The sequence below is a fragment of the Rhizobium sp. SU303 genome (genome assembly GCF_021052345.1).
In the GTDB taxonomy this organism is placed as follows: domain Bacteria; phylum Pseudomonadota; class Alphaproteobacteria; order Rhizobiales; family Rhizobiaceae; genus Rhizobium; species Rhizobium laguerreae.
The window spans coordinates 472,397-485,607 of the sequence record NZ_CP088095.1 but is presented as its reverse complement, the minus strand read 5'-3'; the positions used below and the strand labels follow the sequence as shown (position 1 = coordinate 485,607).

The 13,211-nt window shown below is 55.0% G+C and carries 16 protein-coding genes, 1 tRNA gene and 1 pseudogene; 8 read left to right on the top strand and 10 right to left on the bottom strand.

What is annotated here, in order from left to right:
* Positions 1–6: 6 nt before the first annotated feature.
* Positions 7–1,578 carry a Ppx/GppA phosphatase family protein gene (locus RlegSU303_RS02345; RefSeq protein WP_168292744.1) on the bottom strand — a complete coding sequence of 524 codons (1,572 nt, stop codon included), beginning with the start codon at positions 1,576–1,578 and terminating at the stop codon, positions 7–9.
* Between the two features lie 242 nt (positions 1,579–1,820).
* On the opposite strand from RlegSU303_RS02345, the gene RlegSU303_RS02340 reads away from it, so the two are divergent.
* A tRNA-Gln gene (locus RlegSU303_RS02340) sits at positions 1,821–1,894 on the top strand.
* Positions 1,895–2,069: 175 nt separating this feature from the next.
* Here RlegSU303_RS02340 and RlegSU303_RS02335 read toward each other — a convergent pair.
* Both RlegSU303_RS02335 and RlegSU303_RS02330 read right to left on the bottom strand, forming a co-directional pair.
* Entirely contained in the window at positions 2,070–2,390 is a 321-nt protein-coding gene (locus tag RlegSU303_RS02335) for a hypothetical protein (RefSeq protein WP_231283412.1), read from the bottom strand.
* A 294-nt stretch (positions 2,391–2,684) separates the two neighbouring features.
* Positions 2,685–2,903, bottom strand: a complete 219-nt coding sequence (locus RlegSU303_RS02330) for a hypothetical protein (RefSeq protein ID WP_026157258.1) — start codon at positions 2,901–2,903, stop codon at positions 2,685–2,687.
* A gap of 196 nt (positions 2,904–3,099) precedes the next feature.
* Between RlegSU303_RS02330 and RlegSU303_RS02325 the strand changes: the two genes are divergently transcribed.
* The 7 genes and pseudogenes from RlegSU303_RS02325 to RlegSU303_RS02305 all read left to right on the top strand — a co-directional run bounded on the left by RlegSU303_RS02325 (position 3,100) and on the right by RlegSU303_RS02305 (position 7,085).
* The gene (locus tag RlegSU303_RS02325) at positions 3,100–3,315 is read left to right on the top strand and encodes a hypothetical protein (RefSeq protein ID WP_094086681.1); all 216 of its coding nucleotides are present in this window, start codon (positions 3,100–3,102) and stop codon (positions 3,313–3,315) included.
* Positions 3,316–3,689: 374 nt separating this feature from the next.
* Complete coding sequence (locus tag RlegSU303_RS02320; protein WP_094086682.1) at positions 3,690–3,980, top strand: ribbon-helix-helix protein, CopG family; 291 nt, start codon at positions 3,690–3,692, stop codon at positions 3,978–3,980.
* Positions 3,981–4,646: 666 nt separating this feature from the next.
* Positions 4,647–4,727 (top strand): annotated as a pseudogene (locus RlegSU303_RS34460) (hypothetical protein); the annotation flags it as partial.
* Between the two features lie 115 nt (positions 4,728–4,842).
* Positions 4,843–4,977 carry a hypothetical protein gene (locus RlegSU303_RS34175; protein ID WP_011650582.1) on the top strand — a complete coding sequence of 45 codons (135 nt, stop codon included), beginning with the start codon at positions 4,843–4,845 and terminating at the stop codon, positions 4,975–4,977.
* Between the two features lie 49 nt (positions 4,978–5,026).
* The gene (locus RlegSU303_RS02315) at positions 5,027–5,329 is read left to right on the top strand and encodes a hypothetical protein (protein WP_231283411.1); all 303 of its coding nucleotides are present in this window, start codon (positions 5,027–5,029) and stop codon (positions 5,327–5,329) included.
* A 438-nt stretch (positions 5,330–5,767) separates the two neighbouring features.
* Positions 5,768–5,938 (top strand): hypothetical protein, encoded by a 171-nt coding sequence (locus tag RlegSU303_RS02310; RefSeq protein ID WP_231283410.1) that lies wholly within the window; start codon positions 5,768–5,770, stop codon positions 5,936–5,938.
* Positions 5,939–5,982: 44 nt separating this feature from the next.
* Positions 5,983–7,085, top strand: a protein-coding gene (locus RlegSU303_RS02305; RefSeq protein ID WP_231283409.1) for an IS3 family transposase whose coding sequence is annotated in 2 segments (ribosomal slippage) — positions 5,983–6,244 and positions 6,244–7,085 — 1,104 coding nt in all. Because the reading frame shifts where the segments join, the coding sequence is not laid out codon by codon here.
* 244 nt (positions 7,086–7,329) lie between these two features.
* Here the strand turns inward: RlegSU303_RS02305 and rffA are convergent.
* The 7 genes from rffA to RlegSU303_RS02270 all read right to left on the bottom strand — a co-directional run bounded on the left by rffA (position 7,330) and on the right by RlegSU303_RS02270 (position 12,964).
* Positions 7,330–8,478: a dTDP-4-amino-4,6-dideoxygalactose transaminase gene (rffA, locus tag RlegSU303_RS02300; protein ID WP_082933909.1), complete on the bottom strand. Its 1,149-nt coding sequence runs from the start codon at positions 8,476–8,478 to the stop codon at positions 7,330–7,332.
* Positions 8,468–9,361: a glucose-1-phosphate thymidylyltransferase RfbA gene (gene rfbA / locus RlegSU303_RS02295; RefSeq protein ID WP_094086684.1), complete on the bottom strand. Its 894-nt coding sequence runs from the start codon at positions 9,359–9,361 to the stop codon at positions 8,468–8,470. Before rfbA ends, rffA begins: the two co-directional genes overlap by 11 nt.
* Before the next feature lie 92 nt (positions 9,362–9,453).
* Positions 9,454–10,335: a class I SAM-dependent methyltransferase gene (locus RlegSU303_RS02290; protein WP_094086685.1), complete on the bottom strand. Its 882-nt coding sequence runs from the start codon at positions 10,333–10,335 to the stop codon at positions 9,454–9,456.
* Positions 10,332–10,718 (bottom strand): GtrA family protein, encoded by a 387-nt coding sequence (locus tag RlegSU303_RS02285; RefSeq protein WP_231283408.1) that lies wholly within the window; start codon positions 10,716–10,718, stop codon positions 10,332–10,334. Before RlegSU303_RS02285 ends, RlegSU303_RS02290 begins: the two co-directional genes overlap by 4 nt.
* A gap of 10 nt (positions 10,719–10,728) precedes the next feature.
* On the bottom strand, positions 10,729–11,670 hold the full coding sequence (locus tag RlegSU303_RS02280) for a hypothetical protein (protein ID WP_094086686.1): 942 nt from the start codon (positions 11,668–11,670) through the stop codon (positions 10,729–10,731).
* Positions 11,667–12,332 carry an acetyltransferase gene (locus RlegSU303_RS02275; RefSeq protein WP_064650496.1) on the bottom strand — a complete coding sequence of 222 codons (666 nt, stop codon included), beginning with the start codon at positions 12,330–12,332 and terminating at the stop codon, positions 11,667–11,669. Before RlegSU303_RS02275 ends, RlegSU303_RS02280 begins: the two co-directional genes overlap by 4 nt.
* A complete protein-coding gene (locus RlegSU303_RS02270) occupies positions 12,329–12,964 on the bottom strand; it encodes a class I SAM-dependent methyltransferase (protein WP_094086687.1) in 636 nt (211 codons plus the stop codon). Before RlegSU303_RS02270 ends, RlegSU303_RS02275 begins: the two co-directional genes overlap by 4 nt.
* Between the last annotated feature and the right edge of the window lie 247 nt (positions 12,965–13,211).

The window sequence follows — 13,211 nt, the reverse complement described above, 5'->3', positions numbered from 1 at the left end:
CTTATCTCACGATCTCACGCGCTGGCCGCGGCGGTTGCGATTGCGCCGCCACACGCCATCATCGGCCATCATGTCGGTGAGCAAGCCTTCCCTCAAGCCACGATCGGCAACGCGCATGCGCGGGCTCGGCCAGCGGCGGCGGATCGCCTCGAGAATGGCGCAGCCGGCGAGCACCAGATCGGCCCTATCAGGCCCGATGCAGGGATTGGCGGCGCGGCTTGCGAAATCCCAGGAGAGAAGCTTTGCCTGCATGGCGGAGACCTCATCGTCGGACAGCCAGATGCCATCGACCTTGCGCCGGTCATAACGCGGCAGGTCGAGATGCACACCGGCAAGCGTCGTGACCGTCCCCGATGTGCCAATCAGATGAAAGTCGCCGGTCTGGGCGACCTCGATCTCCGGGCAATCGAAGCCTCCAAGCATGCCTTCGACTTCGCGCACCATGCCTTCGAAAGCCTCCGGCGTGACGTCGTGCCCACCATGGCGCTCCGACAGCGTTACGACGCCGACCGGCAACGAGGTCCAGTGGGTGATGTGATTGGCAAGGCGGCTGAAGCGATTGTCGCCGATGCGGATGACAGCGATCTCCGAAGAGCCGCCGCCGATATCGAAAAGCACGACGGAGCGCGTCTCACGACCGACCAGCGACGAGCAGCCGGAGACGGCGAGCCGCGCCTCTGTCTCCCGATCGATGATCTCGAGCTCGAGGCCGGTTTCGGCAACGACCCGGCTGAGGAAGTCCTCGCCATTGACGGCCTGGCGGCAGGCTTCGGTGGCGATCAGCCGCATGCGGCGGATCTGCCGGCTCCTGAGCTTGGAGGCGCAGATCCTCAGCGCCTCGATCGCCCTCTCCATCGCCTCGTCCGACAGACGGCCGCTGGCCGCAAGGCCTTCGCCGAGGCGCACGATGCGGGAAAAAGCATCGACGACGCGGAATTGACCCGGACGGGTAGGCTGGGCAATGAGGAGACGGCAATTGTTGGTGCCGAGATCGAGGGCGGCGTAGAGCTCCTCCGGCCATACATGCTCGCCGGCGGCCTGACGATCCCCCTGATGCCCGGAATGGGAATGGCTTTCCGGGCGGCCCCTGCGGTTGGCGCTTGCGCCATTCAGTGTTTCACGCAGTTCGACCCTGAGCACCGCTTCTTCTGCGCGGCGTTCCTGCTGCGGGGCACCTGATGGTTTTGCCGGTGTCAGCGGCCGGCCCTGCAGACCGCGCTTGCCGCGGTGCTTGCGGCGGTTACGACGGCTCGGCGTTGAATCGCTATCGGAGCGGACAGCATTGCCTGCCGCTGCCGTCTGTTCCATTGCCTGGGGGAGAGGTGAACCGTCCTGCACGGCGCCATGGCCTCCACGACGGCGACGCTTGCGCTTGCGGGCCGGATTCCCGGCTGCATCTTCCATCGGGCGCGCAGGCTGTCCGGCACCGCCGGAAGGCTCATGCGAAGCGGGATGAGCCGCGTTGCGGGATTGCCCGCCACGCTTGCCCTTGCGGCGCCTGGACTTCTTGCCGTCCTTGCGCCCTGCCGCCGACGCCCCGTCAAATTGCGGCTTTGCGCCGCCTTCGGGGTCTTCCACGTTATTTTTCCATCGCGCCGCGCAAGTCCTGGGATATGCAGCAGGCGCTCATTCGATTTTTGCGTTGCGGCAAGAATATCAGCGCCCGCCGAAATCGCCAAATTCTTTTTTGGACCAAGGGATTTGCAGCGGTTTCACCTTTCCGCGGCAGCACGGATTTTTTTTAAAACAGCTATTTGCAATCCCCCGGCTTTTGGTTATAAGCGCGCACACCAGCCGACCGCCAGCCGGTTCGCTTATGCTGGGGAATAGTTCAATGGTAGAACGACGGACTCTGACTCCGTTAATCTTGGTTCGAATCCAGGTTCCCCAGCCAATCAATTTCTTCGACAATTTCAGTTAGTTAGTGAGCGATCAGCCCACTCGATCGAGCCAGTCCCATGTCGCAAGCGTGTTACATCTGCTTGCGTTGATTTCCAAGCGTTTCAATTAGGTAGCGGCGAATCCAAGCGACATGGAATGCAACATGCGACGCTGACACCCCTGAGCCATCATTCCTCTTGCCAACGGACTTCGAGGATGCCCCCGAGCGCCTTGACGGCTTTGCTTATCGCCTTGAAATCTGGATACTTGCGCCTGCTGCCGTTTCTCTGAAAGTAGCGGCCTGTGCCGCTTTCCTCATCCAGGTCCCGCATTGTCCACCCCAGATCGTAGCAAAAAGCTCGAACCTGATCATTGGCTGCGATGCCCGTTATGACGTATCGCTTCTTTTTTCGCCGATAACCATAATAGCGAGCAGCGGCTTGGATGTTTTCCCAGGGGATGTCGGGAAACGTGGCGCATATCTCTTCCCGAGAAGCCTCGGGATACAACTTTCGAAGCTTCTGCCGTTCTAATGGGCCCCAGCGGTGATATTTCCGCCCAAATCCAAGCTTGCAGCAGCGTGCTTGAATTACCCGCGCCGTTCGATGTCTGAGTATTTGGCGCAGCGCGAAGTGGTCAAAATACAGAAGACGACAGAAATCGTCTTCGATCTCCGTCCATACCTTGTGCCTGCGGGAGTTACGCAGAGGCGAGCCATCCTGGCTCTCATACGCTCAGCGGTCGCCGCATTCTTCGCATAGTATGCCGGCGTCAAAGTTAAATACGTCGGCTGTTGGGATTGCCTACGCCTTCTTCACACGCATCACACGGTAGGAATTGAACGTTCCGGCCTTGTCGGTGAACACGGACTCGACTGCGTTCGGCAGCCCTCCGATTTCACGAAGCTTATAGGCGAGATCGGCAAATTCTAGTTTAAGCCGATCTATCTGGCCTGCCATGACCTCCTGAATTCTGGTTTCAAGTTCCGCCTTTTGCCTCAAGAGATCATCAAGTTCAGACATCATCTTCTCCGGTTACGATGGTGACGCGCATTTTCTATGGCGCGCCTTGGAGACATGTCCAACGGGGATGCCGTTTAGGCTTGAAGAAGTTCTACGGGAAAAGCCGACCGGATCATTTTGGACCAAGCCGCCGCGGTGTGATTGACATGGACGCGAGTGGTGCCACTTTGTGGCGTACCACGAATTGGAGCCTACCATGACCCCTGCTCGTTTCACCGAATGCCTTCTCCACATCCGCTGGACGCCAATAAACCTTGCCAGTGCGCTGCAATGCGACCTCTCGTGGGTGGAAGCGCTGGAAGCTGGCAATACTGAAGTGCCGGCGGGGTTAGCAGCATGGCTGGAGACGCTTGCGCGGTGCCATGAGGCTGCAGGAATCCCTACAACCTACCGCGGAAAGGGACACGAGTGATTGATCCGAATAGAAGGATATGGCGATCGCAAGATCGATCCGAGCGCTCTCGGCTTATGCTCGTGAAAATGCGTGGCTTTATGTTAGGTCAAGCCCCCACCTTTCCACGAATCTGTGGCTGACGCTCATAAAGCGGCCGTAGAGTCCGTCTGTGACGCCATGGACGCCCTCGCCAACGAAGCTTTGGAGCGCAAAGTGGCATATTCTGAGTTCGATGCTCTGCGGAAACATTTGATCAAACTGAACTCGTTTCCGCCAAATGAGTATTTCGAACCCGTCGCTCGGGCGTTCGCGGAAAGCGGCGCCCTTCAATAGCGCCAGGCTGATGCCATGGGCCGGCCCAACATGAAGCTGATCAAAGTAAGGATTGCAGCTTGGTAAAGGATGACACCGCCACCCTCCTCGAAGACGCCGCCGATCGGATCGCAGATATCTCGCGAGCGGATCTTCAGATCATGCTTCGTCGCGCCGCTCTACGGCTACGCGATGCCGGCGGCGTCTCGATGGAGGATGATGTCGAAGACGCCTTGCGCGACCTGGCGGGCGAGCTTGGCAAGACGCGCAATGACATGATCAGGTTTATCGTTCGAGAGTGGATGGAGAAGAACACCTATCTGCCAGTGCACGAGCTGGACGAAGATGGCGATGTTGATGGGATTGCCTGAGCCGCACTATACTTGTGGACTCGCGAACACTAAATGGAGCATCAGCATGGCAAGCCTCGAGCAGATGACTGGTTCACTGCATATCCACAATTCTATATCGGGAAGTTGAAAGTTAGGCAGGAGCAGCTTTTCGTGAGCGATCCCGAATTGGCGATGCTTCTCGACAATGTGGCTGCTGTTCTGTCGGAGCACGCTGCGGTGTTGGCTGACGATATCGCTGACATGGAATGCGATGATTGATAGCGTAACAGCTTGAGCTATTCAGCGGAGGATCAATTTTCAATGATCAAGCCTGAACTCGCGTTCGCCATCATACTTACGAGCAACTTCGCAGCTCCGATCTTGGCTTTAGTCGCTGGTCGGAGATGGCCACATTGCCGGAAAACATTGCATTTTTTGGCGGTGATCTGGGTCGTTCTGTCATTATACGTGTGCGACAGAATGACGTTCACGCCAGATATCACCACTGTGGACGACTCTTATGACGATTTAGACCAGTTTATAGCCGTCGTCGCCATCTTGTTGCAGCAGCTAGCCATTCTAATGACCTACGTAGCTTGGTTTGCGTGTAGCGCATTTGCTAAGCGGCAGCGGGCATCTCGAAAAGAAGAAGGACGCCACGTGTGATAAACATATGCCATTTCGACATGTGTTGGCTTCGTCATGCTGGCCGATGGTCGCATCGAGATCGGCAAGAACGCCGTCGAGAGTACCATCCGGCAGATAGCGCTAAACCGGAAGAACGCGTCAATGTGCGAGACAGCGCTTACGGATCAGCGGGGGCGCACCCTGATTTGGCCATGCCACTAAGGCAATGTGCTGCCATCTGACCCGCAACCGGTCTTTTTGCAGATGAAATCACATGGCACTGGGCGCAACGATCGGAATTGGAATAGGCGCCGCCTTCGGCCTGATGATTTTTGACGACGCTGTGATTGGCATTACCTTCGGTGCGTCGCTTGGTGCTGCCGTCGGCGCCCTCATTACCAGTAGATGACCATCGGTTTCTCCGGGGATCAAGCCGTCATCCTAGGACCGCGCTGTTCATGGCCGAATTCGTGCCGGAGAAAAACACGACACCACTCTTCTTGACTCTACGCCTTTGTCGCCAAAATATTTATGAGGTGCAGTTCTCCGAGGCAAAGGACATGAATTACGTTGAAACGAAGCGTTTCCGCTGTTCAAACGCTGAAGGTCGAAATTATACTGTCATTGAACAAATGCGGACTTCTCGGCGGTCCGTAAATACAAGGACCGACTACGTCACCGAAGAAGGGGACGTTGCAGAGCGCCTCGACGATGGCAGTTTTCTGCTCCTTTTATCCAACGAGGTAATTCGCGTTTCCTAGGTGGCGTAAGGATTAAACGGCCAAAGGAGGCGGGCCTTGCGACCCGCCTCGCATCACATCCGCGGCAGAAGTCCGATGTGCTGACCGGCGTAAATTCCGACGATGAACAGCGCCACCAGGAACATTGCGATCATAACCGCCCGCAGGCTGCTGCGCTGATCCATCTCGGCCTCCCACCTTATCTCCACAAAATCGATGTAGCGCGACGCGAGTTTGAGGGAATGGCGGGCGTCGCGACCCGCCGCTGGGCATTTCCACTATCCGATGTACACCCATCCAAGCTTTGGCAATTGCGGAGTTTCAACACTCAGTTGGATGCGGCATGCCATTTCGCCCGCGGAGTGGGCGGCATCCCGCCAATCACACATTTTATCCATAGCCACAAAACGTGTTCGGCTTACGGTCGACGCATCCGCGTCACCTCGGTAGAAGGTGGCTATGAACGATTCGAAAAACCAAAACCGAGACGAAGATGAACGGCCGGCGAAGCCGCCGCTTCCAAAGGGCGAGAAATTTTTCGATCCGTGGGACGCAGAGTTTCGCCGGGCTTACAAGTCGGACACGTTCGAATTTGATCTGAACCCTTCAAACTGGACCAGTTTTGGTTAGAGTTTTCCGGTGCATTTTCCTCGCTGGGAAAGGAACGGAAGACGATGAAGGCATCGCAATTTTCGGACGCGCAGAAGGCGTTCATTCTGAAGCAAGGTGATGAAGGTGTCTCGGTTGCTGAGATCTGCCGCAAGGCGGGCATCAGCCAGGCGACCTATTTCAATTGGAAGAAGAAGTATGCCGGCATGTTGCCGCCGGAGATGAAGAAGCTAAAGCAACTCGAGGACGAGAACGCACGGCTGAAAAAGATCGTCGCGGATCAGACACTCGACCGCGAGATGCTGCAGGACGTCATTCGCCGAAAGCTCTAAGGCCTGCTCGCAAGCGGGAGGTGGTGAAGGGCATGTGCCGCGATTGGGCGATCTCGATCCGGCGTGCCTGTGGGGCGCTGAACTTCGATCGTTCAAGCTACCACTACACCTCTCGCCGTGCCGATCAGGCCGGCCTGGAATGTCGTATTCGCGAGATCTGCGAAACCCGAGTGCGCTACGGCTATCGTCGGGTGCATGTGCTCTTAGAGCGTGAGGGTTGGGGCTCCAACATCAAGCGAACCTATAAGATTTACAGGGTCTTGGGCCTTCAACTGCGGAACAAAACGCCAAAGCGCCGGGTCAAAGCCAAACTGCGGGAGGATCGGCAAATGGCGGTTGGACCGAATGATGTCTGGGCCATGGACTTCGTTCACGACCAGCTGGCGACCGGAAAGAAGTTGCGGGTTCTGACGGTGATCGACACCTTCTCCCGCTATGTGCCGGTGCTTGATCCGCGTCACAGCTATCGCGGTGAAGACGTCGTGCAAACCTTGGAACGGATATGCCGGCAGGTCGGTTATCCGAAGACGATCCGTGTCGATCAGGGCACGGAATTCGTGTCACGCGATCTCGATCTTTGGGCCTATGCCAAGGGTGTGACCTTGGACTTCTCACGTCCGGGAAAGCCGACGGACAATGCCTTCATCGAAGCATTCAACGGCCGCTTCCGAGCCGAATGTCTGAACCAGCATTGGTTCCTGACCCTTGCGGATGCCCGCGAAAAGATGGAGGATTGGCGCAGAGACTACAATGAGGTTCGGCCACATGGCGCCATCGGCAATAAGGTGCCAATCTTACTGATGAATCCGGGAGGCGTAACCAGCCCACCTCCCTGAATGAAGCCGGAAAACTCCAGCCTCCGGTGGTCCAGAATCCTGGGGCGGTTCAAAACCACTGGAGCTCTAGTCGCTGCTGGATGAAACTTCAGTGGCAGGTCAAAGGTCACCGATAAGGGGTGAATTTTGGATGCTGATTGACAACCTTGGAAATTCAGCGGATGGCAGCTTGCGTATCCAGCCTCTATAAGGAACAGCCGCTCGTTCGCGGAATTTTGGGCTGAGGTTAGGCGCGGATGACAAACTACGCCGCCCATCCTTCCAGCGCGTCAGCCAGAACTGCCGCAACGCGGTTCTGTTGCTCGAACGTCAGGCCTACCCACAAGGGCAAGCGTATCAGACGCTCTGACTGCGAAGTCGTTACCGGCAACTCGCCTGACATCCGCGCATATCGTCTTCCTGCGGGCGAGGAATGAAGAGGGACGTAATGGAAGACTGACGAAATGCCGTTGCTTTTCAGCTCACCTAGTACCTTTTGACGGTCTCTCTCTTCCGGCAGCAGTACATAGTACATGTGGGCATTATGCTGGCAATCATCAGGCACGATAGGGCGACGGAGCAGCCCCTCGGTTTCGAGCGGCTCAAGGATCGCGTGATAATAATGCCAGATCGCCAGACGGTCTTTTGTAATGCGCTCTGACTCTTCGAGTTGCGCCCACAAGAAGGCCGCGATCAACTCCCCCGGCAGGAAGGACGAGCCCACTTCCTGCCAAGTGTACTTGTCAACTTCACCCCGGAAGAAACGACTGCGATCAGTGCCTTTTTCACGGATGATTTCGGCCCGCAGAGCCAGCGCAGGATCATTGACCAATAGCGCTCCGCCTTCGCCAGAAATGACATTCTTGGTCTCGTGAAAACTGTATGCCGCGAGATCGCCGATGCTGCCGAGCGGGCGCCCCTTATATGCGGCCATCACGCCCTGTGCCGCGTCCTCTACGACCTTGAGACCGTGTTGTTTGGCGATGCGCATAATGGTGTCCATTTCGCATGCAACGCCCGCGTAGTGAACTGGGACTATAGCGCGAGTGCGCGGGGTGATCGCCGCTTCAATCAAGCTTTCATCTAGATTCAGAGTGTCTTCACGGATGTCGACGAATACCGGGACACCGCCGCGCAGGACGAAGGCGTTTGCAGTCGAGACGAAAGTGTATGATGGCATTATGATCTCGTCACCCGGCTGAATGTCGAGAAGCAGAGCCGCCATTTCGAGCGCCGCAGTGCATGAGTGAGTTAGTAGCGACTTGTTGCAGCCGCTTGTTTGCTCAAGCCACTCATGACATCTTTTGGTAAATGGGCCGTCTCCGGCAAGCATGTTTCCAAACTTTGCTTCGGCAATGTAATAGAGTTCCTTCCCTGTCATGAAAGGACGGTTGAATTCTATTTTATTGCTCACTGCTTCCCCCTTGAAGTCTGTGCCATTCCTCGGAGACACTGTGCAGGTATTCGCTGTATTCGCATTTTGGCATGCGAGTTATCAGGCCTTCGAATTGCTCAATACTGAGGAAGCCTCTTACGAGGGCAGCCTCTTCCGGGCAACCAATTTTTACGCCCTGTCTTCGTTCGATCGCTTCGATATAGCTAGACGCCTCATGCAGAGCAGTGCTGGTTCCGGCGTCAAGCCAGGCGAAGCCACGGCTCAGGCGTCGCACCTGTAATTGGCCGCGTTCAAGGTATTCCAGATTGACAGCGGTAATCTCCAGTTCGCCGCGCGCGGACGGCTTGACCGCTCTTGCAATCTCCAGCACGCTGTTGTCGTAGATATACACTCCGGGTACTGCAAAATTGCTTTTTGGGTGGCTTGGTTTCTCTTCAATGGAAATCGCTTTGCCGTTTCTGTCGAATTCCACAACGCCGTAGCGTTCTGGATCCTTGACATGGTAAGCAAATATCGTCGCACCCCCCGTAAAACTTGATACCGCTCGGGGAAAATCGTCCCCGCCGGAAAAAATGTTGTCACCTAGCATTAGGATGACATCATCGGTACCGACGAAATCGGAGGCGATCAAAAATGCCTGCGCAATTCCTTCAGGCCTTGGTTGCTCGCGGTACTGGATCGCCACTCCCCATTGTTCGCCGTTTCGGAGCAGTTGCTGGTATCGGGGTATGTCTGCTGGCGTTGATATGATGCAGAGTTCCTTGACACCCGAAGCAATCAGGACGGTCAGAGGGTAATAGATCATAGGTTTGTCGAAAACAGCCTGGAGCTGCTTACTGGACACTTGCGTCAGAGGATACAGGCGCGACCCCGCGCCGCCAGCAAGAACAATCGCTTTCATTCATGTCTCCCCACACGATAGCCTCGCCGCGATCGGTCTCCGTTAGATGAATGCCCTTCCACTCGACAAAAGGGAAAGGGACAACATCAGCCTCACATCTTTCTGGCGACGAGCAGTCGCGAACCACCCAAAGGGAAATCCAAACCAGTTCCGATGAGAGCGCTTTCCGCACGCAATATCCATCTGAAAGCGTTATTGAGCAGGCTTGGAAGTTGCATCTCGGTTCGAACGTCGATCTCGTCAACCGATTTATTCCGGCTCATTAAACGCGAAGCAAGCATCGCCGGCAGCAGGAACGAGACGAAGGAGGTGTTGCGAAGGATGGTGAAGCCCGCGGCAGTAACTTTCCTGTTCAATTCGCTGGCCGTGTACCGACGGCAATGGTGAGCGTAATCGTCAAGGGGACTCCACAGCCATGGATGTTGCGGAACAGTCACCAGCAGCGTACCTTTAGGCTTCAGCGCGGCGTGCATTTGCTGCAGGACGGTTTCATCTTCCTCGATGTGCTCAAGAACATCAAATGCGCCGATGGCATCAAATTCCTCCGCGAATGGAATTGCCCGGGCATCCATTTGCATGAGTCGTGCATTAGGCAATCTCTCAGAAGCGAATCGCAGACCCTCGATAAATATCTCGCTCCCGAAAATCTCAGCTTCTGGATATTTCCCGGTGACGCCGGAAAGAACAAAACCCGTTCCACAGCCAATTTCCAGAAAAGAGCGGAATTTGGGATGGTACTTGCGCAAAGCCCACAGGATAAGATCGTTTCGGGACCGGAACCAGAAATTTGTGGCCTCTAATTCCGACAAAACTTTGAAATAAGAAGCCTCAAATCCACCTCCTTGGTTAGCAAACTGTGGAGCGTAAGCTGCAATTCCGCCTATTTCCTCAGGCTCCCAACGGCAAGCGGGGCAATGAGGCCTGCCGGCTTCGCTGTCGAATTTAGTTCCACAACCCAAACAACGGGAGCTCACGGATTTTGTTTTCTCTTGCTGGTGGAAGGGAAGGCATAAATGCTGCACGCCGCATATACGAATGCGGCCACAGCAACTATACCAAATGCTTGCACATAAAAGTGAGCGTAATGGAGCCTATCCACAAACACGTAGAGGATGCTGTAGTTCAGCGAGTAACCAACGCCATAGATGATTCCATATCGGACTAGGGCGCTCTGCTGCTCCGCAGCCTGCATGAAAACCCAGCGCCGATTGGCAGCAAAGCTCATAACAACTCCGAGCAAATAAAGTATAGTCATTGCCAACTTTGGCGGAATCCCAGCAAAGGTGACCATGAGGTACAGGATATATCCGCAGGCGTTCGTCAATAAGCCGATAAATCCAAAACGGGCCAGCTGCAATATACTACTTTTAGATAGAATCAGATCTCTCCACCTTATTGTCGTCCAGAACGGCCAAGCCAAAACCCGTTTTCCCGAAACTATCGCCATTGTATAGCATATATGTATTGTCCCCGTGCCGAAACACGTAAGGGTACTCGATCATCGTGCTATCCCAGCCGTTTTCGGAAACGTCTATACCCGCTTGGTCTAATTTCAAGATCCACGCGATTCCGTCTCGGCTTTCAGAATACCCGATCCGATAGGCTTCGCCTTGACCGCTGCGGTAAGAGAACCACATCCGGTAACCACACACTGCATCAATGAGAACCGTGGGCCGGGAGAAGGCTTGCGCCTTGCCTATTTCATAGGGAATTGCCGTACCGTCCTTGTGCCATATATGGCCATCCCTTGAAGTTGCGGACTTGATAACATGGAGCATTTCGCCGTTGCCCGCGTCCCAGCTTACGGTAGATCCGTACCACATCCTGAACGTTTCACTATCTGTCCTTTCAACCCATGGATAGGAAAGACTGACGGAATCCTCCTCATCCGAGGCCATAAACGCTAGGTCGGCGTCCAGTTCAAGCGTTAGATCGGGTCGAACCTTTATGCGGCCTATATCGCCTCGCCAGTGCCTTCCCGGGGGCCTCTGCCATCCCATGAATAGCATATAGCGCTGCGGACCCGCACAATAACAGTTACCGATGCTGATACCCGCTTCAAAGAAACTGCCGCCAGCACCGTGGACCAGAAAGGGCTGCTTGTGCTCGTGCACGACTTCTCGCGTCAAGAGATTGATATCAACGGCGCCCACAGAGGAACGATTCTCGCTGTCACGCCCGCTAAAAAATACCCTGTATGTGTCACGTTCGAGGTGAAGTGCGAGCGGGTTCGCAGCGTGACTCCTCAGCTTGGGGTGAACGCCGGACGGCTTGAAGAGCAGGCCGGTTTTGATCCATGTGCCGGTCATATCTTGCGCAGTTTTGAGCTGGGAACACGCGAGCGTTCAGTGGTGCTAGATACGTAGACTCCATCAGCCTCGGCATCGGACAGTATGAGCGCTGCGGCACCGATAACGCATCTTGCCCCGATACTAACGTGATCGCGAAGGGTGGCATTGACCCCTATGAAACACTGCTCGCCAATCCTGACCCCACCGGACACCACGACATGCGAGGAAATAAACGTGTGACTTCCAATATCCGAATGATGACCGATATGGTTACCACTCCACAACGTGACATTATCACCAATATGCGAAAATGGTTGGATCGTATTGTCTTCAAGAATAAAACAATTACGTCCGACGGAGTGCTCGTTGAGGACTGTTGCGCTAGAACTGATATAGCTTGCCAGGTCGTAACCGAGAGCCAGCCCGGCCTCGAACTTCTGCTTGCGGATTTGATTTAGCTTAGAGTAGCTGAGTGCGACGAAAAGGGCATGGTCGGCCGGGGGATAGCGATCAGCGACGTTTTCGAAGGCAACGACCGGCAGGCCACAAAACTCTCGATCAGTTAAATAAGCTTCGTCCACAGTGAACGCGACCACATCATAATCGCTGTCATTTTCGAAATAGTAATGGGCGAGTTGGGCAATTTCACCTGTCCCAAAAATGACGAGCTTCCGCCTCATGGCAACTTCCTCACGATCATCGTAAACTCGTATAGCTCATAGTCATGTAACAAAGCTACCTGCCGTGAATAGCGCCGTTTGCAAAGATCGAATAAGTCCAGCGGGTTGGCGTAAAAAAGATCACCCCGCATCCGGGCTTCGTCAGAATAGGATGTTAGACAATTGAAAGAAAAACCTGTCCGACTGGATATGTTCATCATGTCCAGTGTTTCCACCAGATACGCAAGCCACTCCTCGTCCGTCCGACCAAGCCGCACATTGAAAATTCCCGACGCTACAGAATAATCGACGATCTCACCTGGCGAGTTACCCGGCCTAAAAGTCACGTCCGGCGACGCGGCGATACGCGAACGGGCGGCTTCAATCATCGGCAGAGCAATGTCGACACCTATATACCGAGTGGCGTGTCCCAACTGCGAGAGGTGGTCAAGCAACGCTCCATATCCGCATCCTATATCGGCGATAGAATATGGTTGCGAAGAATCGACCACTTTGAGAAGTTGATTGAAGCGCATGATTTGGCCGGCTTGGCTGTTCCAGTCAACACCTGCTGCGGTTTGGCCATGCTCAGCGATCCGTCCCGAATAATAGTCAGCCACATCCTTCAGGATGTCATCACTCGATTCAACCATGAATGTCCCACCACGTGTAAGGGCGCTGATGTTTAGCGGCGCTAATTGTTCTCAAAAATCCTATAAACACACTACCAGTCCGCCACTCAAAGAAATATGAGGTCTTCCTTCGATCTTCGTTATCGCTTTCAGCGCTCGCATTTGTGAGGGACCAGCAACATCTCGTATCCCAATTTTGTTCATTTCCCGTGAGCCGGTTACCGCGTCCGAATACTCAAGTGACGGGTATCTACGATTGACTCGGGCG